This is a genomic window from Butyricimonas sp. Marseille-P3923 (genome assembly GCF_900184685.1).
Taxonomy (GTDB): Bacteria; Bacteroidota; Bacteroidia; order Bacteroidales; family Marinifilaceae; genus Butyricimonas; species Butyricimonas muris.
Genome location: NZ_FXXL01000006.1, coordinates 161,799 through 184,734 on the forward strand (window position 1 = coordinate 161,799; position 22,936 = coordinate 184,734).

The 22,936-nt window shown below is 44.1% G+C and carries 15 protein-coding genes and 1 CRISPR repeat array (1 of these 16 running past the window's edge); of the genes, 7 read left to right on the top strand and 8 right to left on the bottom strand.

Going from position 1 to position 22,936, the window contains the following annotated elements; genetic code table 11:
• Window positions 1-8: 8 nt before the first annotated feature.
• The 4 genes from CS948_RS06625 to CS948_RS06640 all read right to left on the bottom strand — a co-directional run bounded on the left by CS948_RS06625 (window position 9) and on the right by CS948_RS06640 (window position 8,406).
• Window positions 9-3,611, bottom strand: a complete 3,603-nt coding sequence (locus CS948_RS06625) for a SusC/RagA family TonB-linked outer membrane protein (protein ID WP_255301890.1) — start codon at window positions 3,609-3,611, stop codon at window positions 9-11.
• A 168-nt stretch (window positions 3,612-3,779) separates the two neighbouring features.
• Window positions 3,780-4,949, bottom strand: coding sequence for a FecR family protein (locus CS948_RS06630; protein ID WP_099290935.1), 1,170 nt, complete (start codon window positions 4,947-4,949; stop codon window positions 3,780-3,782).
• Window positions 4,950-5,007: 58 nt separating this feature from the next.
• Window positions 5,008-5,565, bottom strand: a complete 558-nt coding sequence (locus CS948_RS06635) for an RNA polymerase sigma-70 factor (RefSeq protein WP_099290936.1) — start codon at window positions 5,563-5,565, stop codon at window positions 5,008-5,010.
• Window positions 5,566-5,688: 123 nt separating this feature from the next.
• Complete coding sequence (locus CS948_RS06640) at window positions 5,689-8,406, bottom strand: response regulator (protein ID WP_099290937.1); 2,718 nt, start codon at window positions 8,404-8,406, stop codon at window positions 5,689-5,691.
• Window positions 8,407-8,675: 269 nt separating this feature from the next.
• Between CS948_RS06640 and CS948_RS06645 the strand changes: the two genes are divergently transcribed.
• Window positions 8,676-9,269, top strand: a complete 594-nt coding sequence (locus tag CS948_RS06645) for a MarC family protein (protein WP_099290938.1) — start codon at window positions 8,676-8,678, stop codon at window positions 9,267-9,269.
• A 136-nt stretch (window positions 9,270-9,405) separates the two neighbouring features.
• Here CS948_RS06645 and CS948_RS06650 read toward each other — a convergent pair whose 3' ends face one another.
• Complete coding sequence (locus CS948_RS06650; RefSeq protein ID WP_099290939.1) at window positions 9,406-9,939, bottom strand: methylated-DNA--[protein]-cysteine S-methyltransferase; 534 nt, start codon at window positions 9,937-9,939, stop codon at window positions 9,406-9,408.
• 143 nt (window positions 9,940-10,082) lie between these two features.
• Between CS948_RS06650 and CS948_RS06655 the strand changes: the two genes are divergently transcribed.
• A complete protein-coding gene (locus CS948_RS06655; RefSeq protein ID WP_099290940.1) occupies window positions 10,083-10,850 on the top strand; it encodes a GIN domain-containing protein in 768 nt (255 codons plus the stop codon).
• A 4-nt stretch (window positions 10,851-10,854) separates the two neighbouring features.
• Here CS948_RS06655 and CS948_RS06660 read toward each other — a convergent pair whose 3' ends face one another.
• Complete coding sequence (locus CS948_RS06660; protein WP_099290941.1) at window positions 10,855-11,538, bottom strand: hypothetical protein; 684 nt, start codon at window positions 11,536-11,538, stop codon at window positions 10,855-10,857.
• Window positions 11,539-11,809: 271 nt separating this feature from the next.
• Between CS948_RS06660 and CS948_RS06665 the strand changes: the two genes are divergently transcribed.
• Window positions 11,810-12,463, top strand: coding sequence for a hypothetical protein (locus CS948_RS06665; protein ID WP_255301891.1), 654 nt, complete (start codon window positions 11,810-11,812; stop codon window positions 12,461-12,463).
• Here CS948_RS06665 and CS948_RS06670 read toward each other — a convergent pair.
• Window positions 12,460-13,671: a glycosyltransferase gene (locus CS948_RS06670; RefSeq protein WP_099291818.1), complete on the bottom strand. Its 1,212-nt coding sequence runs from the start codon at window positions 13,669-13,671 to the stop codon at window positions 12,460-12,462. The genes CS948_RS06665 and CS948_RS06670 overlap by 4 nt on opposite strands.
• Before the next feature lie 14 nt (window positions 13,672-13,685).
• The gene (locus tag CS948_RS06675) at window positions 13,686-15,182 is read right to left on the bottom strand and encodes an oligosaccharide flippase family protein (protein ID WP_255301892.1); all 1,497 of its coding nucleotides are present in this window, start codon (window positions 15,180-15,182) and stop codon (window positions 13,686-13,688) included.
• A gap of 597 nt (window positions 15,183-15,779) precedes the next feature.
• Between CS948_RS06675 and cas9 the strand changes: the two genes are divergently transcribed.
• The 4 genes from cas9 to cas2 are packed head-to-tail and all read left to right on the top strand — an operon-like array spanning window position 15,780 to window position 22,606.
• Window positions 15,780-20,309 (top strand): type II CRISPR RNA-guided endonuclease Cas9, encoded by a 4,530-nt coding sequence (gene cas9, locus CS948_RS06680; RefSeq protein WP_099290943.1) that lies wholly within the window; start codon window positions 15,780-15,782, stop codon window positions 20,307-20,309.
• Window positions 20,310-20,311: 2 nt separating this feature from the next.
• Complete coding sequence (locus CS948_RS06685; RefSeq protein WP_099290944.1) at window positions 20,312-21,310, top strand: virulence RhuM family protein; 999 nt, start codon at window positions 20,312-20,314, stop codon at window positions 21,308-21,310.
• Window positions 21,311-21,336: 26 nt separating this feature from the next.
• Entirely contained in the window at window positions 21,337-22,269 is a 933-nt protein-coding gene (gene cas1 / locus CS948_RS06690) for a type II CRISPR-associated endonuclease Cas1 (protein ID WP_099290945.1), read from the top strand.
• 4 nt (window positions 22,270-22,273) lie between these two features.
• Window positions 22,274-22,606, top strand: a complete 333-nt coding sequence (cas2, locus tag CS948_RS06695; RefSeq protein ID WP_099290946.1) for a CRISPR-associated endonuclease Cas2 — start codon at window positions 22,274-22,276, stop codon at window positions 22,604-22,606.
• 108 nt (window positions 22,607-22,714) lie between these two features.
• Window positions 22,715-22,936: a CRISPR direct-repeat array (repeat unit 29 nt; unit sequence TGTTTCCAATAGGTCAAAGATACTAATTT) (it continues 1,494 nt past the right edge of the window).

Below are 22,936 nucleotides of genomic sequence, written 5' to 3' on the forward strand. Positions count from 1 at the left end.
CATCCATTTTAAAAAACAACATTCAAACTAAACGAATACTTCGGTCGAATCGAAATATTTACCACGCTGGAAGTCCCCGATTGTTCCGGCGTCTGCCCTTTCAACTCCTTGCTCGCCCAAGTGTGCAAATTAGAGCCGGACAAAGACAAATACCCGGAAGACATCCCCAGCTTTTTCAACAACTCCTTGGGTAACAAATACCGCAAAGTAAGAGATTGCAAACGCACGTAATTACCACTCGCCACTCTAATATCCGAGTCATCATACATCGAATATATGGTAGCATTCCCGCTCGGTTCCCAATGATTTCTATACTCGTTTTTATACCACCACCCTTTATCTTGTCCACCGTCAATAGACAATGCCGGTATATCCGTTATCTTCTCGTCACCCGGATTTCTCCAGCGATTCACGAACTCCCGACGCAAATTCTGCATCGGTTTCGGTGACACGGCGCTATATTCCCCGGAAGCGATACGCAACAATCGAATCTTGTTCCCGAAACTATACGTGAAATTAACAGACAACGTGAAACTCCGGTAACCGAAATAGTTACTAACCCCACCTTGAATCACGGGCACCCGGCTTCCGGACTCATCCAAAACCGCCAACCACACGTCCTTCTTACTCAAATTCTTGTACTTTTCATGCAATTCATCAGCCCGGTCCGCTTCCAAGCCTTTGAACGTAGGCTTTCCCTCGCCGTCCAAGCCCGCATATTTATAAGAAAAGAACGTATTCAAAGGTGTTCCCGCCAACTGAACGGAACCACTCAAAAATTGTGACAACGACAATTCATCTTGCAAAGTTTTATCATTTTTACGCAATTGGTCGTTCAACAACTTATTCAACGTCTGCCCGATCTGGGGATCAAACCTCCACACGAACCCTCTCTTTCCGTTAGACGATACCGACTGGTTTATCGGGACAAAATTCAACGTCAACTCGATACCCTTATTCTCAACATTACCGGAATTAACCACGTAAGAATTTACCCCGTTCACGTTACACACGGTTTTCGACAGAAACGCGTCAATCGTTTTCTTGTAAAACCATGAAACAGAACCTTGAATCTTGTCTTTCAACAAACTGAAATCCAAGCCAGCGTTAAAAGAGTGTGTCTTTTCCCATTTCAAATCGGGATTCGGGAACTTGCTAATCGTCGAAGTATATCCACCCTTAGAGTTACTATATCCACCCTTATTGATAATCAAACGCGTAGGCTGATCGTTCGACATATTTCCTTGGATACCGTATGATACACGCAATGCCAAATTATTGATCCAATTCACGTTCCGAACAATATCCTCCGTCATGTTCCAGCGTCCGGAAAACGACCACACGGGAAGCAACTTCTCGTTACTACGGCTACCGAAAGCATTAGACCAATCCGCACGGGTATTCACGTTAAAAATATACCGGTCTTTGTAACTATACGTCAACGTGAGATAAGCCGACATCGTGTTTGTCAACGATTTAGTATATTTCGGGTGATTGGAAACACTCCACTCGTAGAATTTCGGGTATTTCTCATAATCACCATCGGCAAATCCGGCAAAACTCATCCCGCGGTCTTTATAATACCCCCGTTCCGTGTTCGCCTCTTTCCGGTAAGTCGATGACGACAACTCGTAACCGACAGAAGCATTCGTGAAATGGTCGTTATCCTTATCCCAATACCGGCTATAATCCGTTTGCAAACGAAGCATATAAGAACTATTACGCGTAGCATTGGTTTTCAGCTCTCCCCCGAAAGGGCACAAACTCTCGGACAACTTATTGCTCTTGTTCTTCAATTTAAGAATATAATTGGAATTTTCCCCGTACCAAGTTTCATCATCAGAAGTACCCATAGAATAAGAGGCAGTACCAACCAATTTCCACGCCTCCGACACCCGGTATTGCAACTGTGCGTTCACGCTAGCACTCTTTTGGGCTATCTTGTATTCAGACTCCTCCATCTCCCGAATGATATTAAACGGCTGATTATTCTTTTGGTACGTGTACAATGCACCCGTTTCCCAACGCAAAGGGATAGCACGGGTCATATTATAAGCATAATTCATAATTCCCAATTCACTCGGATTATACAACTTATCCTGCACGTTACCGGATATCCCGAATTGCATCTGGAATTTATTATGCTGCACCGTTACCCGCACACTTGCCGTGTAGCGTTCGTTCTTTTCCCCGCGAATCTCCCCTTGGTCGTTCGCGTACCCAAATGAAGCGTAATATTTCGCGCTGGTACTTCCCCCGCTGATACTCAACGAATGCTTGTGCGAAAAAGCATCCCGGCACAAGATATCAAACCAATCCGTGTTCAACGTTTCGTAATAAGCCGAACGTTTTTGAAACTCTTCAAAACTGATCGCACCGTATTTATAATGATCCAAATAAGCCTGCTCGTAACCGATCCAATCCGTGAAACTGTTATACGTTCCAGTATAACGCACCCCCCGCTCCATCAACTCGCGGGAAACATCCACTCTCTCCTTGGAATTCATCAAGTTCAACCCCTTGTCCGTGTACCTTGGGCGAGTCGAAAAACTTCCCGTCAACGAATAAGATAACTTGGGAGGTCCCACCTTTCCTTTTTTCGTCGTAATAACGATCACCCCGTTAGCAGCCCGCACGCCATACAATGCCGTTGCCGCGGCATCCTTCAACACGTCGATCTGCTCCACGTCGTCCGGGTTCAACCCGGCAATAGCATTACCCAACAAATTCACGAAATCGAGGTCGTTCAACTGTTGCGGATCAATGTTCACCGGATCCTGTTGAATAATCCCGTCTACTACCCACAACGGCTCCTGATTCCCGAGGACAGAAGAAGTTCCGCGTATTCTCAACTTCGGGGTAGCCCCCACCTGACCGCTATTCTGCATAAAAGTCATTCCGGGGATACGCCCCTCCAGCATCTGGTCGATACGATTTATACCCGGCACATCAATATCATCCATTTTAAGTGAAGTCACCGCCGCCGTCAAATGCCGCCTGTCAATCTGTTGGTAACCGGTAATAACGACATCTTCCAACTCGTTCACCTTCTCTCTCAACACCACCCGCAAACTATCAGTCTTCTCGTTAAAACTCACCTTCTGGCTCTCGAACCCCACGAAAGAAAACTCCAACGTACCCTTCGTCACCGGAAGCACCAACTCGAATCGCCCCCGGTGATCCGTGGAAGTCCCCATCGTCACGGAAGCCCCCGAGGACAACTTCACCGTAACCCCCGGCAACACTTCTTTCGTACTCTCGTCAACAACCGTACCGAAAATCCGCTTACCCTTCTTCTCGTCCTTTTTCTCGTCTTCCTGCTGAATCACGATCAGATCCCCGCGAAACTTATACGTCAACCCCGTGCCTTCCAACACCTTCTTCAACACGTTCTCCACCGTTTCGTTCTCGACACGCAAAGACAATTGCCCCAACTGATCCGTCTGCTCCGTGTTGAACACGAAATAAAGATTCGTCTGGCGTTGAATCTCATCGAACAATGTCCGTACTGCCACATCCTTCAAATTCAAGCTGACTCGTTCCTGTTGAGCAAATGAATTTGCCGAAACAGAGAAAGTAAAAGCGCACATTAAAATCCAAAAAAATTTCATCACTCTTTCAATTTTTTTTCTCGTACCACAGGGTAATCGAAAACATAATCGTTTTTTTTTCATACATTTGTCGTAATATAAATTAAACACTCAATAAACCCTCACGGTTCCAAGGCGAGGTTTATTGTTTAAATGAGAATGAAACGGAGGGTTTGCCGACCTTCCGTTTTATCTTGAAACACAAACTGTTTTCCCGTTTATAGTAAACACGACACCCGTCGCGTCCGTAATCGCGTGCAAAATCTCGTCTATCTGCTCGTAACGCTTCATATGCCCCGAGAAATGCAACCGCTTCGCGCTCTCCGATTGGAAAAACACTTCCACGTCATACCATGCCGAAAGTGTTTCCATAATACTTTCCAAAGACTCCCGCTCGAAAACAAACATCCCTTTTCTCCACAACGTGTACAAATCCGTATCCACTTCCCGCACGTCTACCTTTCCCGAGCCCCGGTCATAGAAAGCCATCTCACTAGGCTTCAACACGTATTCCCGCTCGGAACCCCGCACGGTCACCCCCACCTTTCCCTCGACCAACACCGTGCGCACCCCGTCCTCGGAACTCGTGTTCACGTTAAATTCCGTCCCGTACACCCGTGCCGTCATCTCGTCCGTGACAACAAAAAACGGTCGTTCCGCATCCTTCGCCACCTCGAAATAAGCCTCTCCTTCCAGATACACCCGCCGTTCTTCCCCCTCGAAAGCCACCGGATATTTCAGTTTTGTCGCGGAATTTAAATACACCCGTGTCCCGTCAGCCAACTGCAATTTAAACTCCCCACCCTTGGGCACTCGCAATATATTCGTGTCAACCCGAGTATTCCCCACGGAATCCGAGTACACCAACTCCCCGGCTGCCTGCTTCACGACTAATTTTTCTCCCACTTGAATCATTTTCTCCCGCTTCCCTTCCAGAACTACTTTCTTCCCGTCGGCAAGTTCCAGTATCACGTCTGTCTTCCGCAATACAGGCAAAGACTTTTGCGCCACCAGCGGCTGCTTCTCCTTCTGCCCGGAAGAAATTCCCCACCAAATCCCCCCGACAATCAAGGGTATCATAATAACCGCCGCGTATCTCACCCACGTGCCTATCCTCCGTCTACGACCTAATCCCCGTCCCTCGCGAAAACGCTCCCACGCCCGCTCCGTATCCACTCGTCGAAACACCCCATACTCCTCGGCAAATCGAGTGTCATTATGCAATCTCTCGAAAAGAACCCGGTGTTCCTCCCTTTCTTCCAACCAACTATCCAGCCGTATTTTCTCCCCCGGGGACAACGTCCCGGAAAAATACTTCCGAAGCAAACAACTTATTTCATTTTTATTGGCACTGCTCATGGCGTAATTTCTTATTTACACCAAATACGACCGAGGGTACAAAAAGAGGGTATCCGAATCAAATTATTTTTACCGCGTTCAATAAAAAATACAAATCACCCAATCTTTTCTTCAAATAATGCATCGCGTTTTTCTTGTACGATTTCACGGTAAGTACCGACAATTCCAGCAATCGCGCGATCTCCTCGTTTTTCTTCCCCTCCAGATGCAACTCGAAAACCGCACGGCTCCTTTCCGGCAATCCCTGTACAGCCAAATGCAATTCCCTGTACATCTCCTCCTCCACCAAATCCATCTCCTCCCATTCCTTCCCTTCCCGCAAAGCAACAGCCACGTACCGGTCTACCACCTTCTGGTGTTTCAAATAATCCAGACAACGATTCGACACGGCATTATACAAAAACGCCTTCAACCCGACAAACGAATTAAACTCCTTATCACCCTCCCACATACTCACGAATACTTCCTGAACAACATCTTCCGCCACATCCTGCCGTTGCACCCGCCTCATGGCATACACTACAAGGTAATTATAAAACCGCCGGAACAACTCATGATAAGCTCTTTCCTGCTTCCCGTTTACCTGTCGTACAAAAACATCATCAACGTCAGCCATGACACTCCGGATAAATAAAACATCACTTCAACGTTACAAATATATAACCTTTTTTCTATCTTTTAGACTCCACCTTCACATTTCAGGCATATAAAACAATCATCACCAATGTTTAATTTCCCCCTACCATTTCATAGAAAAAATCTCAAGCAACTGTTTCCGTTCCAAAGGTTTCGCCAAAAAGGCGTTGCATCCGGCATCCATGGCGCTGATTCTGTCAGAATCAAACGCGTTTGCCGTGAGAGCGATGATGGGTATTTCCGCGTCAAACTCTCGTATTTTCCGGGTTGCTTCCAGTCCGCCCATGACAGGCATTTTCATATCCATAAAAATAAGGTCGAACTTCTCGTCACGACTCATCTTTACAGCCTCAACTCCATTCAGCGCACGAACAACATGATACCCCTTAAGAATCTGTCGCACCAGCAAATAATTACTATCATTATCTTCAGCTACCAAAATTTTCAGTTCCCGTGATTTATCCAAAGAAGAATGTTTTTCCGAAAATTGCGTGATAACCGGATCACCATTCTCCTCCATGGATATGGCACAAGGCACCCACGCCCAGAAAGTCGAGCCGACACCGGGAGTAGAAGAACACCCTATCTCTCCCCCCGCACCCTCGACGATAGCCTTGGAAATAGCCAGTCCCAACCCGGTCCCCTGCGCGAACTCGTTCAACTTCTGGAACCGACCGAACAATCTATCCTGCAACTCCCGGGGGACTCCGACACCGGAATCCTCGACATACACCCGGATGCCTCCCCTCTCGATAGAGTATCCCATTTTAATATATCCCGACCGCGTACATTTCACGGCATTGGAAAGGAAATTCATCCACACCTGTTTAAGCCGGTTCCTGTCCAGAAATATCCAACAGTCCGGTCCGGGCTCCAATAAAAATTCGACATCAGGATTCGTGATCTTCTGCGAAATCATCATGTACAACTCATTACACACCTTCGTCACGTTGAAATTCTCTCTCCTACGCTCAAGAACACCCGATTCAATCTTGGAGAGATCAAGAATATCATTAATCAATCGCAACAACAACTCATTATTAGACCGGATAACATTCATGTACTCCTCTTTTTCCGCCGGATCGTCACAATCCACCATCAACCCGGAAAACCCGACAATGGCATTCAACGGCGTACGTATCTCGTGACTCATGTTAGCAAGAAAAGCCGATTTAAGCCGATCGGAAAGTTCGGCTTTCTCTTTCAGTTCCTTTAACTCCCGTGCCACGTTCTCCGATTTCGTGTTATTAAACTTGATTCCGGTATAACGAAGTACACGCCCTCTTTTATCCCTTTCGACCTGCACGCCGGTCACCAGCAAAGTCTGCCACTCCTTATCCCACCTCGTCTTGGAGCGGTATTTAAAAGCGAACTCTCTATCTACCCCCCGGAGCATACAATCGATATTTTCACGAACATGCTCTATATCATCCGGGTGGGTTACATTCAGATACTCCTCGGGAGTGATTGCCTTTTCCGAGAGGAAATCATTTACCGGATCGTTAAACGCCCGGAACTGCTTGCTCTCGACATCAAAATCCCAATAAGACATCCCGACAGTCTTAAAAGTAAGTTCTATCCTGTAATTCCTTCTTCTGAGTTCTTCATCCAACTGGTGAAGTTTGGAAATATTCTGTCTGAATCCCGTGAATCGCACAATATTACCCTCTTCGTCCCGTTCGAAAGGAACACCCGTAACACTGAAATATTGCCATGTTTCATCGTACTTGGTTTGCATGCGACAAGTAAAATCAATCGTAAGATCTTCTCCGGACAACATCGACTGGATAGCATCATTGAAAACAGAACAATCTTCCGGGTGGACTACCTCCATGTATTCGGAAACAGTCACAAGCTTATCACTGGCATAATCATTAATCGGGTCATTATAGGCTTCAAACTTCCGTGTCCGTATATCAAAATCCCAATGAACAATACTATTGAATTGCATCGCCAACTCCCGCTTCGCGAGCAAATCCTGTGTTCTCTTTACCATCCGCACTTTATCCGTCATATCCATTTGCGTTCCGACAATCAACCGCTTTCCGAAATGCTCCATAGACAATCGCATCCGGCTCTCGTAATAACGGTATTGTCCCTCCCGCTCGTCATAGAAACGCACCGTTATCTGCCCTTGTTGAATTTCTTTATCTATCAATCGGGAAAAAAGTTGCATCAACGGGACATGATCCTGAGGATGCAATTTCACCAATAACTCGGCAAGAGTCACACCATCTTCCACGATAGCCTTGCCATATAAAGTACCGAATACCTTCTTATCCACATCATACACCCAAGACGACATATTAGCCGTATCCATCGCCATCTCCATATCCTTCTTGCTCTCTTCCGTGTGAAACTCGGCTTCCTTCACGGCAGTAACATCATTCGTGAGTAATATATGCCCTATAATACTTCCCTTCTTGTTCCGCACCGCGACAATCCGCACCGCGTAAATCATGGTATCCCGATTTTTACTCTTGAAATAGGCATTGCTATTTATCTTGTCGAAGTCATACTCGAACTCCAGTTCAATCTCCTCTCCTCCCCGGACTTTTGCCTCCAACACTTCATCCATATAAGGACTATTGAAAAGATTAACCGTACCGACCACGGTATTCCGGTCGTCAACACCATATATACGCAAGGCACTATCATTTATAAAACGCAATATCCCCCGTGCATCATAAATCTCAACCCCCATGGGTAAATCAATACATACACTTTCCGTGAACAAAAACTGTTCATCCATTAATTCGGACACTTCCTCTTCAAAAGACAAATTACCATCCTCCCGAGAAGGCATTTCACGTTCTTTCATTATTCCTCTATTTTCGCCGGCACAACAGATGTGCTATATGTTTACACTCAAAATTCCTTCCATCCCCTTACGACAAGGGCATCTATCGTGCAAAGATAGAACAAAATAGGATAAATTCAGTCAATCACGAGTGATAATTATGAAAGATTACCATCACCAATTTACAAGACAATTACCCCCATACAAGATATTCCATTTTTAGCACCCGACTTTTCTATTTTTTATCCTTATCTTTGTCCCGTCAATTAAAACATATTATTCTTCGATTTATGGATTTCAGCATCAATATAAAAGAAATATTCACCGCCTTCATGGTACTCTTTGCCATTATTGATATCACGGGTTCCACCCCAATCGTCATCGGTCTTAACAGTACCGGGAAAAAAGTCAACGCAGCCCAAGCGTCAGGAATATCTCTGGTTATATTTATCGCTTTCTTTTTTGCCGGGGACGGGTTATTGAGATTATTCAACATCGACATACCTTCTTTCGCACTGGCGGGAGCGTTGGTACTCTTCGTGCTTGCCATAGAAATGACTTTCAACATCGAAATATTTCAAAACGACGGTCCCGAAGGAGCAACCACATTCATCCCCGTCGTGTTCCCGCTTATCGCCGGGGCAGGAGCCTTGGCAACAACCTTAACCCTCAAAGCCGAATGTAGCCCCTTGAGCATCATCATCGCCATCATCCTCAACATGCTCGTCGTCTACGTCGTCCTGCGCAACGTCTACCTCGTGGAGCGCGTCTTGGGCAAAAGCGGTGTCTACATCCTGCGAAAATTCTTCGGCATCATCCTGCTTGCCATGTCCGTGAAGATTTTCACCTCCAATCTTAATATTCTACTGGAATCCCTGCACTAATCAAAAACAAGAAATCCCTGTTTCCCCGAAAAAACATTACATTTAACATCTTTTAATATCAAAATCGGAGAAAAAGTGCTCCAATTTATATTTTAATAGAAAAAGGAAGCTACTAATTCCCGTGAAAACACGTCTATCACAATGCCGTTCCCTTCGACGGGACAAAAAATCTACCCGGGTCAACACCTTCCAAAACAAGCAGATGAACTTTTTTAGCAATACCTCCCGCGTATCCGGTCAAACTGCCATTACAACCGACAACACGATGACACGGTATAATAATACTGATCGGGTTATGCCCCACGGCACCTCCCACCGCTTGAGCCGACATATTCCGCACCCCCTTTTGCCGGGCAATTTCTTCCGCGATATCCTTGTAAGTTATCACTTTACCGTAAGGAATTTCCCTTAATATTTCCCACACGGCAAGACGAAAAGGCGTGCTATCCAAATGCAAATCGGGAGTGAAACCGGGCTCCTTACCGCCGAAATAACAATCCAACCACTCTTTTGTCCGCACGAAAACAGGCAAAGACTTCTCTTCATGCTCCGCCGACAACGTATCGGCAAAGTATTTCTGACCGTCAAACCATAGTCCTGTCAGACTATCGCCATCACTGGCAATCGTTATTCCACCCGCGGGCGAAAGATATTTACAAGTGTATTGCATAGCGTTATAGATTAAAAAAACATCTGATACTTACAAAAGTAAAGATTAATTCTTAACAAACAAATTTCTAATTTTTTTTCCAATACTTATCACCCTTTGTAACTTTTCACTACCTTTAAACGTCCCATTAAAAAATAATAATCATGAAAAAAATTACATTCATCCTCTTCATGTTCTGCTTCGCCATCACCGGAGCCATCGCGCAAGAACAAATCACGATTTCCCGTTTCCAAGGAGAAAAAATCACCGGGATTGAAGTCCACGGGGCATTCAAAGTTACCGCCAGACAAGGCGAATCCACCGGGGCATCGGTCACCATTCCCGCCCGACTGGAAAAGCAACTAAACTTCACGCTAAAACAGGACGGGATACTACTCATTACCTTTGAAGGTAAAATCAAAGGAAAAAACAACGATAAATTCACCGCCGAAGTCAACCTGTCTGCGTTAGAAAATGTCGAATTGACCGGAGCCTCCTCCCTCACTTTAACGGGAGAAATCACCGCGAACAACTTCAAGGCGAAAATTGTCGGCGCTTCCGCCATGAAGTCAACCGACCCCATCCGCGTAAATCAAGAAGCAGAAATACACTTGGCAGGAGCGTCAAAAATATCCGGTGAACTCACCGCCCCCGTGATAGCTTTCAGAATATCGGGAGCCAGCAACCTCACCCTCGCGGGCAAAAGCACGGAAGGCAACATTGAAGTAAACGGAGCCTCTCGCGCGAACCTTGACAACTTCCGGATCGACAATGCCACCATCGAAGCCTCAGGCTCCTCCCACGTCAACATCAACGTCGTGAAAGGACTCAGCGCCAAAGCCTCCGGGGTATCCTCGATCACGTACTCCGGCAACCCGAAAATCATAAAACTCGATGCCACGGGAGTATCCAAAATAAAGAAAGACAATTAAGTCGTTACTCCGGGTGACACACGCACACCGAATCGGAAACATCCTTCCCGTCGGCACCCGCCGCAAACACGTAAACGACAAGCTCGTCCGCCTCGACATTTCTCGGGAAATCCACGTTCGTGCCGATCGCCTCTCCCCGTGTACCCAATTCCACCACGCGGCAACGCTTGTTCCGTACACCAGCCACCACGCCATAAATTTTATCATCCAAGAAACAATCGATCAACTCGAGTTGCTCCCCCGGGGAGGTGAAATGCACCTTCCGGTTCTCCGCGTCCACCTCGGCACTAACCGATGGCGGCACCAATTGCCCGGCTGCCACCCGCAATTTCCGGTAATCAATCTCGCCACGGAACTCCCGTCCGGCTTTCTTGCGCACACTGATCGGTTTCTCCGGGTCAACCCTCTCCACTTCCACGGCATTCGTCACGTTCGCGCTCACGAACCCGTTGAACCCCTCCGGATAGCCGTTTCCCCCGGGAAATCCTAACCGAATGGCGACCATCAACCATCGTTTTCTTTCTGTCGTCGTGGCGAAGGCTATCGACTGCCGTTTCTGCACCTCCCCGTTCGGCTTACGCTTCAACCCCGCACTCTTGCAATAGTTCTTCCCGTTCTTCCGCACGTAGCCAATCACGTTCCCGTATTTCCCCCGTATTTTTCCTACCGGATTCACAAATTCTGCCATACTCTTTCTATTTTAAAATTTTTCCTGTCAAATATAAATATTTCCTACCAAAACTATGCCAAGATTAGGCAAATACATACATTAATTTATCACTAATCCCGTATGAATTCCGGTTTAATCCCGTATAAAACGCTATTAGTTCCCTATTAAAACGCTATTAAAACCCTATATAGTAATAGCGTTTTAATAGCTTATTATTTGGATTACTAAAATATTTTAAGTACTATTGCACCGGAATTGATACGGAATTAATACTTAAATCATATAGGTTATGGATAAGACTTCACCAATACTTCTTGCTCTACTTGCCAACGGTCCCGTCAGAATGGACGGGGTGACACTCTACCGCCACGGGAATGGCGTGCGGACGTGTAAATCCAAACGGGGACCCAAGAAATCCCGCTCGGAAGGGGAAGAACAGTCTTCCAACCAATTCACCGAAGTTCGGAAGATGTGGCGGGTGTACCGACGCACCACGGGAGGGCTACCCGTGTGGAAAATCTGGGCAAAGGAAACTCATGCCGCCAAAAGCGACTCGGCTTTCCACTCCGTGAACGGCGGGTGTATCCATCCGGGCGAGGGAGTGTGGGCGTTCCCGACATTCCGTTTCTCCATGGGAACCTTGGAAGCCCCGGTGATTACCGATGTAGCACGAGATGGCTGGACGGTTACTCTCCGCTGGGAAAATGACGCCGACCGACCGAAAGCAAGCGCCTCGGATCAAGTGTACCTCGGGTATTTCTACAACACGCAACCCCGTTCCCCGCAAATGATTACCTGCCATAACGCGCACCGCGGTGACGGGGAGGTAACCATGGAAATCCCCGCGGCAGGACAACCGGACGGAACGCCACTGCATCTATATTTGTTCTTCGGCAACGAGAACCCGGATCGCTTTTCACCGAGCGAATACGCGGGCATCTAGCTGTTTTTGCCCCGGTAATTTGCAGACAGGTAATCGAGAAGAATTTGGACTTGGTTGCGACGCGAGTATTGTTTTATCTTGTCCCAATCTCGCGGAAGCACCTCCTTATTCTTCCATATCTGATAACATTTCATGATCATATTTTTAATCCCCTCTTTATCGGCGTCGTCAACGATAAACCCGGCTTTTGTTTCGGCAAGTAGCGGGGCAACCACATCGTTAGGGTCGTACAAAGCTAAAATAGGTTTATTCGTGGCAAGATAATCGAACAATTTACCGGAATACACTCCTTTCCGCCCGGAGCTATGCACCATCACGAGAGTATCAACCTCGGTCGTGGATATCCTGATCGCTTCTTCATGAGGCACAGCCTTACATTGAATCACGTTCGACGATATCCTGCCGGGTACATCAACATGCCTGTGATTTCCAACTATTTTAATCCGACTGTTTTCGGGTAGTCTTCCCTCCTCGATTAATTCGGAAAAGGCGTTAAACAGATTATCCGGAATAGCCATTCCATAAAACCTACCTATATAGCCCATCGTGAATTGGGATTGAAAATTCACTTCATGACACTCCTCGTAATCATATCCGTTTCTCACTTCCAAAAACCGCTCGTGTGAACACATCGTCTTAAAATCATCAATAAGGGGCTTCGACACGGACAATACCAAATCTGCCTTCTCGAGTATTTTACGTTCATAAAACGAGAGCCGTTTCGCGTATATTTTGGAATAGACAGGATGTTTTGACATTTCGTCACGCATGTCAGCAACCCAAAAGAATTTGTATCCTCTCTTTAACAATTTCATCACGAGTGCGTGAGGAGTCAAAGGTCCGAAAGAACTCAATACCACATCGAAATCATTCCTTTGAAATAATTCTTCTATTTTTTTATATGCCTTGGCACGCCAAATACAGGGTCCCTTCAAAAATATTCTTGCTTCTAAAGCCCTAACCACTCGTCTTGGAGTCCATTTTTTATTTAACTGTATTTGTTTAAGCAAATACGCCGGAGTCATCATCGGATCTTTAATATAGTAAACTTCACAGCCATTCCACAAGGCGGTTTCATCACATTCTCCCTCGGTCACGACCGTTACCGAATGCCCCGCTTCATGAAAATATTTAGCGAACGAGTTAATTCGAAAAGAGGCAATTCGATTGTAAGGATAAAAATGCTTTGTGATAATTAGAATATTCATAGTCAATTTCATTTTCATGGATTCGTTCGCAGGGATGACACCAACGGTTTCAACAGCCTCACGTAATTAATCCCCGCGATATATGAAAGAGGCAGATAGACAACAACCGATATCAAAAATCCCGAGAGAAGAACCGGGAAATCACGGGTAACTCCCGTTAAATTTACCGCACAACTCCCTAAAAAACACGAGAAGACAGACACGAATAGAATTTTGGACATGGATTTCCATGGCATCAATCCCGAAAGCCCGGTGTTCAGGAGCCGTGCCGTACTTACCATTAAAACCACAAGACAAAAGACCGTGGTTGCCGTTGCAATGATAGCAATCGCAGACAAAGACGGAAAAAAGGTAACGCAAAGAAAATCAAGCCCTAGCAATAGTACCGCCGTGACCAAGTGGGCGTTGGCAAATATCTTGCCTTTGCCTAACGCGAACATTATCGGTCCGTACGGCACGATACGCACCAAATTTACTATCGTGACAATCCGGAATAAACCGGCAGCTTCACGATAAGCGGTCCCGTATAACACTCCCATTATTTCCGGGGCAAAAATGCAACAATAGACGGTAAACGGATATATTACCGACGCAGACTTGAGCACCACGTTTTTCCAAAGGACCAGATATTGCCCGCTACCGGAACCGTCCTTTGTCATCCGGGAAAATTCCGGTAATAAAATACCGGAAACGACACCAATCATTATCCCCGCTACCGGAAGTTCCTTGTAACCGTTCGCGAACATAGCGAATTCTTCCACCCCAAAGTAACGGCTCACGAAAAATTGGCTCGCGGAACCAATGACGAATCCATACAAGCTCGAAGAAAACACCGGCATCGAGAATCGCAATATATCCGCGATTGTCAAATCCGTTCTTCCCCGTGTTACATTTTTAAAGGGCAATGACAAGAGTCTCGTACCAACGAGAAAGGAGCCAAAAGAAGCGAGCACCAACCCGATAACTGCCCCGGGAACCCCGGTATTGAAAACAATCACGGGTATCACGGAACAAAGTACGCTGAAAGCGCGACTCAACAGCACGTACACCAGCACAACACGTGCCCTCCCGTACACGGTCAATACGCGCTCGACGCCCAATACCTGCATCAATAGCAAGGGAGTTATGGCAAAATATTTCAAATTATCGGTTAGCAACGGGTTGCCAAGTAATTCGGCTATCCATGATGCCCCCGTGAACAAGGTGACTGAAAAAACGGAAGAAAGTCCCCAGAATAACACGCCGAGTTTGCGAATCACCGCCTGCCCTTCTTCTACCGGGACACGTGCAAGAAAGTAAGAATACGCACCGGGAAGCCCGAAGGAAAAAATCATCAACAAAGTCGAGTAAATATAAATCACCTGACGATACGTGCCATACTCGACAGCAGTCATATATCGGCTAAGGATAGCCGATATGACCAATGTCATGCATAATGACAAGGCATTAGCCAGCGCCAACCATAACGCTTGCGCCGTTCTACTGTTATCCGCCACGAAACTCCTACACATCATGTTTCAATTCACGAGCATGTATACAGTTATAAACTACAGTATCTAAATGTTTTACAATATCCCTTCACATACAATCAACATAAAGTTGCATGGTTGAAGAACAAACATACAAACGTAATAAATTATCCGAGATATGCAAAAAATATGAAGTTGCATGGTTGAATAATAAATATATAATGTAACAAATTATCCGAGATATACAAAAACATGGCGCATGTACCGACATTTTAGGTATCTTTGTCTTATTGTCACAAAAAAATAAACGGATTTCCAAGGAGAAAAGGAGTTGTTCGAGGGACTGGCGATAGAGGCGTTGGAAAAGGATTGGGTGCGCAGACCGGTGTTACATCTCGATCTGAATATCGGGAAATAAGATTCTCCGGACAGCTTGGATAAAATCTTGAACGAGGCTCTGATAAAAAAGAGAAAGGACAAGAAAATTATTCTTATCCCTGCCCTAAATGTTTTCACAACGGAATAATCCTTATTGTGATTTGCTTAAATTAGTATCACAAACATAGAAAAAATAAACGAGATGCCATAGGATTTTTAAAGAAATATTTATAGTTTTGGAGAAATTCAAACAGTATGGTCATGGGGAAAAAAATTTTAGGACTGGATTTAGGAACTAACAGTATCGGCTGGGCTATAATAAACGGTAATATTGATAACGAAAACAAAGTACAATTAGAGGAAATAGAAGCCGCCGGCAGTCGCATTATTCCGATGGATGCCGCCATATTGGGGGACTTCAATAAAGGAAATTCAACATCACAAACCGCTGAACGTACCCGCTATAGAGGCGTACGCCGTTTACGAGAGAGGCATTTATTAAGACGTGAACGTTTACACCGTGTTTTAGATTTACTGGGATTTTTACCTGAACATTACACGAATCATTTGGATCGTCACGGGAAATTCTCAACAGGCATTGAATGTAAACTTCCGTGGAAACCGGATGAAAACGGAATACATGAATTTATTTTCAAAGATTCTTTCAATGAAATGTTATTTGATTTTGCCACCCATGCACCTGAATTAGTCGCGGGCAATAAAAAAGTTCCTTATGATTGGACGCTATACTATTTGCGCAAAAAGGCTCTAACACAAAAAATCAAGAAAGAGGAACTGGCATGGATACTACTAAATTTTAACCAAAAACGAGGCTACTATCAACTCCGGGGAGAAGAAGAAAAAGAAAATTCCTCTAAACTGGAAGAATTTTACGCGCTTAAAGTCGTAAAAGTAGAAGACAGCGGAGAAAAAAAAGGAAAAGACTCGTGGTATAACATTCATCTGGAGAATGGCATGATATATCGCCGGACAAGTGCCACTCCTTTAGAGTGGGAAGGCAAAATAAAAGAATTCATCGTAACAACAGATATAGACGCGGAGGGAAACCCTAAAAAAGACAAAGAAGGGAATATAAAAAGATCTTTTAGAGCACCGAAAGAAGAGGATTGGACGCTTTCAAAAAAAAGAACCGAGGCTGATATCGAGAAGAGTGGTGAAACCGTGGGCAGATATATTTACGATACCTTGTTACAGAATCCTTCTCAAAAAATACGCGGGAAACTGATACACACGATCGAGCGTAAATATTACAGGGATGAACTTCAACAGATACTGAAGGCACAAATCAAATTTCACCCGGAATTACAGAACAAAGAATTATATACTACCTGTATTCAAGAACTTTATCCCAACAACGAGGCACATCGCAATAATATTGCCGCAAGAGATTTTATTCACCTTTTCATGAATGACATTATCTTTTATCAACGCCCGTTGAAAAGTAAAAAGTCGCTCATTGAAAATTGCCCGTACGAGCAGAATACTTTCGTTGACACGGAAACAGGAGAAATCAAGACCTCCCCGATCAAGTGTATCGCCAAATCCCACCCGTTATTCCAAGAATTTCGCCTGTGGCAATTTATCTCCAACATCCGTATTTACCAGAAAGAAGGCGAAAATGCAGGGGTTGATATAGATGTCACCCGACAATTATTGCCCACAGAAGAAGATTACGCCGAATTGTTCTCGTGGTTAAATGACAAAAAAGAGATCGACCAAAAGAATTTTTTGAAATATCCGGCATTTCACTTGAAAAACAAAGCCGCCAATTACAGATGGAATTATGTCGAAGAAAAAACTTATCCTTGCAATGAAACCCATGCCCAAATCTTGGCTTATCTCGGGAAAGCACACGTAGCTCCCACCTTCCTCACGAGGGAAAAAGAAGAAGCCTTGTGGCATATTTTATACTCGGTGGAGGATAAACAAGAAATTGAAAAAGCTCTTCGGTCGTTTGCCCGTAAAAATAATTTGAATGCCGAATTCGCGGACGTATTTAAAAAGTTCCCTCCTTTCAAAAAAGAATACGGAGCCTATTCAGCCAAAGCTATCAAGAAATTACTTCCCTTGATGCGAAGCGGAAAGTACTGGAACGAAACTGCTATTGATGCCCAAACCAAGACTCGAATTGACAAAATAATTGCCGGAGAGTACGACGACAATATACGAAACCGGGTTCGGGAGAAAGCGATTAACCTAACCTCCATCAATGACTTCCATTCGTTGCCCACGTGGCTGGCGTGTTATATCGTTTACGATCGTCACTCGGAAATGAAAGATATCACCCGGTGGAAGACTCCCGCGGATATAGACGATTACTTGCAATCATTCAAGCAACATTCATTGCGTAATCCGAGCGTGGAACAAGTGATCACGGAGACATTACGCACGGTTCGAGATATTTGGAAACAAGCAGGTCGGATTGATGAAATTCACGTCGAGCTTGGACGAGAGATGAAGAATCCGTCCGGCAAGCGTGCCGACATAACACGACAGATTTTGGAAAATGAAAACACGAACTTACGCGTCAAAATGTTGTTGACGGAGTTTATGAATCCGGAATTCGAGATTGAAAATGTTCGTCCTTATTCTCCAAGCCAACAAGATATTTTGCGTATTTACGAGGATACCGTGTTAAATAGTACTCCCGAATTACCGGAAGATATTTCTTCCATATTGGACAAATTCAAACAAGGTGACACGAAAAGGTACCCCTCCCGTTCTGAAATCTTACGTTACAAGCTGTGGTTGGAACAAAAATATGTATCCCCGTATACAGGTGAGGTAATACCACTTGGCAAATTGTTCACTCCCGCTTATGAAATAGAACATATCATCCCGCAAGCACGTTATTTTGATGATTCGTTCAGCAACAAGGTGATTTGTGAAGCGGAAGTGAATAAATTAAAAAGTAATTGCTTGGGGTACGAGTTTATCAAAAAACATCCCGGGGAAAAGGTGTTCCTCGGTTCCGGGAAAACGGTTGAAATTTTCTCCGTTGAAGCCTACGAGCGTTTCGCGCGTGAACACTATTCGCGTAACCGTGGTAAAATGAAGAAACTGCTCATGGAGGATATTCCCGAGCAATTCATTGCCCGCCAATTGAATGACAGCCGCTATATCAGTAAAGTAGTAACATCTTTGCTCTCGAATATCGTGCGGGAAGAAGGAGAAGAAGAGGCTCTTTCCAAAAATGTCATTGTTTGCACAGGCGGCGTTACAGACCGACTGAAGAAGGATTGGGGGGTTAATGATGTTTGGAACAAAATTATTCTACCCCGTTTTGTTCGGTTGAATGAAATAACGGGATGCTCTCGATTTACATCCGTGAGCGCAAACGGGCATATTATTCCTTCAATCCCCCTCGAATTGCAGAAAGGTTTCAATAAAAAGCGTATCGACCATCGCCACCACGCTATGGATGCTATCGTCATCGCGTGCGCGAATCGTAATATCGTGAATTACCTGAATAATCAGTCGGCAAGCAACAAAGCAAAGGTTTCCCGTCACGACTTGCAATCGTTACTCTGTACCAAATATAAAACTGACGATAAAGGTAATTATAAATGGATTCTCAACAAGCCTTGGGAAACATTCACGCAAGATATGCAGACGGCATTGCAAAACATCATTGTCAGTTTCAAGCAGAATCTGCGTGTCATAAATAAAACGACAAATCACTACCTGCATTACGAAAACGGGAAGAAAGTATATACCAGTCAGATGAAGGGAACAAGTTGGGCTATCCGCAAACCGATGCATAAAGAAACCGTTTTCGGAGAAGTGAATCTGCGCAAAATAAAAACGATTTCACTGAAGGAGGCTATCAAGCAACCGCAAGCGATCGTGGAAAAAGACTTAAAAAAGAAATTAATAGCCATGCTCGAACTAGGTTATGATAGCGGGAAGATAAAGAAGTATTTTGAAGACAATCGTGATGTCTGGCAAGACATTAATCTTTCAAAGATTGAAGTTTATTATTTCACGCGAGAAACAAAGGACAGGTATTTTGCCACTCGCAAACCATTGGATACGACATTTACCCGAAAGAAAATAATAGAAGAAATAACGGATACAAGTATTCAGAAAATCCTGCTCCGCCATTTAGAGGAAAATAATGATGATCCCAATTTAGCGTTTTCGCCTGACGGGATTGATGCCATGAATCGGGATATAAAGCGGCTTAACGACGGGACGCACCATCAACCTATTTATAAAGTAAGATGGTACGAGAAAGCTGATAAATTTGCCGTCGGACAATCGGGAAATAAAAGTTCAAAATTCGTGGAAGCCGCTAAAGGTACCAATCTATTCTTCGCGATCTATGAAACGGAAAGTGTTGATCCCAAAACCGGCACGCTTGCACGCAAAAGAACGTACGCAACAATCCCGTTAAATACGGTTATTGAACGACAAAAGAAAGGATTGGCGCCCGCTCCCGAGGATGCAAATGGGGATAGCCCGAAATATGTTCTTTCGCCCAATGATTTAGTGTATTTACCCACGGCGAAGGAGGTGAGTGATGGAAAGATTCATTTCCCGATAGAGCGAGAACGAATATATAAAACGGTGTCATCCACTGGATACCAGTGTTTCTTTATCAAAGCGGAAGTTGCAAAAAGCATTGTAGATAAAGTTGAATTTTCTCCCATGAATAAAATGGAACGAGCAATCACTCGAGAAAAGGAAATGATAAAAGAAACCTGTCTTCCTATTAAAATAGATCGTCTGGGAAATATTATAAAAATAGGAGACTTTAAACCGGAATAGCCATGCAAGAGGAAAATAAAAGTCAAATTCTTCTTTATCAAACAGAAGATGGAACAGCCAAAATAGAAGTGATCCTTTCCGAGGACACGGTTTGGCTGAGTATTGATCAAATGGCGGAATTATTTCAACGCAATAAATCCACGATATCCAGACATATAAAAAACGTATTGGAGAGTGGCGAATTAAAAACAGAGGCAGTTGTTGCAAAAAATGCAACAACTGCCTCTGACTTGAAAACATATCAAGTTTCTTATTACAACCTTGATATGATTATCAGCGTGGGGTATCGGGTAAATTCCCACCGGGGCGTACAATTCCGTATATGGGCTACGCAAGTGTTGAAAGAATATTTAGTAAAAGGATTCGCACTCAATGACGATTTGTTGAAGAGAGCGGGAGGAGGCAATTATTTTGATGAATTGCTCGCCCGTATTCGTGACATCCGTTCATCGGAAAAACTATTCTACCGAAAAGTTCTTGAAATTTATGCACTCAGCATAGATTATGACCCACGTACGGAAATGACCCGATCGTTTTTTGCCACGATACAGAACAAGATGCATTTCTCGGTTCACGGACACACAGCAGCTGAAATTATTTATAGCCGAGCAGACGCGGAGAAAGATTTCATGGGCTTGACCACGTGGACAGGAATGATACCAAAACGAAGTGACGCAGAGTACGCCAAAAATTATCTGACCGAAGAAGAACTGGATATCTTGAACCGAGTCGTTAGCCTCTTTCTCGATTTCGCAGAATTGCAAGCTAAAAGTCATACACCCATGTACATGAAAGACTGGATGCAAAAACTGGATGATTTTCTTAAACTTTCCGGGAAGGAACTATTGACACACGCCGGAAGCATCTCGGCAGAAATAGCAAAACTGAAAGCTGATACCGAATACGACAAATTCAAGCAACGAACGGATACGCAATTATCTCCCGTGGAGATACATTTTATCGAGAACTTTGAAAGAGAGAGGAAAAATCTAAAACAATAAAGGGTACTCACAAAAATATTTACATCATGATCAAGAAAACTCTCTATTTTGGCAATCCCGTATATCTTTCTTTACGAAACGGGCAACTAGTCATCAAATTGCCCGAAGTTGAAAAAAGCACATCTCTTCCCGAAACTCTAAAAAAACAAGCAGAAACAACCCGGGCTATCGAGGATATAGGCATTGTAATACTGGACAACAAACAAATCACCATTACATCCGGAGTCATTGAAGCTTTACTGGAAAACAATTGCGCGCTTATCACTTGCGACAGTAAAAGTATGCCTGTAGGTCTTATGTTGCCACTTTATGGTAATACAACACAAAATGAACGTTTCCGTGAACAATTAGACGCCTCTGTACCTCTAAAGAAACAGCTTTGGCAACAAACCATTCAAACCAAAATAAATAATCAAGCAACCGTATTAAGCCTTTGCACTCACGAGGAAATAAAATGTATGCGTGTTTGGGCAAATAACGTACGAAGCGGCGACCCGGACAATTTAGAAGCTCGAGCCGCGGCATATTACTGGAAATTATTATTTAGCAACATAAAAGGATTCACTCGCGAACGTGAAGGTATTCCTCCCAACAATCTATTGAATTACGGTTATGCAATCTTACGTGCCATCGTGGCACGAGGACTTGTCACAAGCGGCTTGTTGCCGACTCTAGGGATTCATCATCATAATCGCTATAACGCTTATTGCCTTGCTGATGATGTCATGGAACCCTACCGACCTTACGTGGACGAACTGGTATTTCAATTAACGAACGCACACGATATACCTATTGAGTTAACAAAAGAATTAAAAGCATCTTTGCTCACGATCCCAACTTTAGAAGTTGTTATTAATGGTAGACGTAGCCCTCTAATGGTAGCTGTAGGCCAAACAACAGCTTCACTTTATAAATGTTTTTGCGGGGAAAGCCGTAAAATAGTTTATCCCGAACGATAGTAGCATGGATCGTTTCAGTGAATATCGTATTATGTGGATACTTGTTTTCTTCGACTTGCCAACAGATACTAAAAAAGATAAAAGAGCATATTTCGATTTCCGGAAAAATTTACAACGGGATGGTTTTACTATGTTTCAATTTTCTATCTATATCCGCCATTGCGCTAGCATGGAAAATGCAGAAGTCCATATTAAAAGAGTGAAATCCTTTCTTCCTGAATTTGGAAAAGTAGGAATTATGTGCATCACAGATAAACAATTTGGAAGTATTGAATTATTTTATGGACATAAACCACAAGCACCCGATTCTCCCGGTCAACAATTGGAATTATTTTAAAACAATAAATCCCACTTTTATGTGAGATTTATTGTAAGGATTCTATCCCTTTTTTCTTTCCTATTTTAAGATATAAATCTTTGTTATTCAGCCAATAACAAAGATTGAGCTGTTTCCAATAGGTCAAAGATACTAATTTGTAAGCAAATCACAACATTAAAAAGTTTCTTCCCGACTACGATAAAGCTGTTTCCAATAGGTCAAAGATACTAATTTGTAAGCAAATCACAACGTACTCTTGTCAGGCATATTATTCAATTCAGCTGTTTCCAATAGGTCAAAGATACTAATTTGTAAGCAAATCACAACTGTTCTTTGCGGACGCCCTTT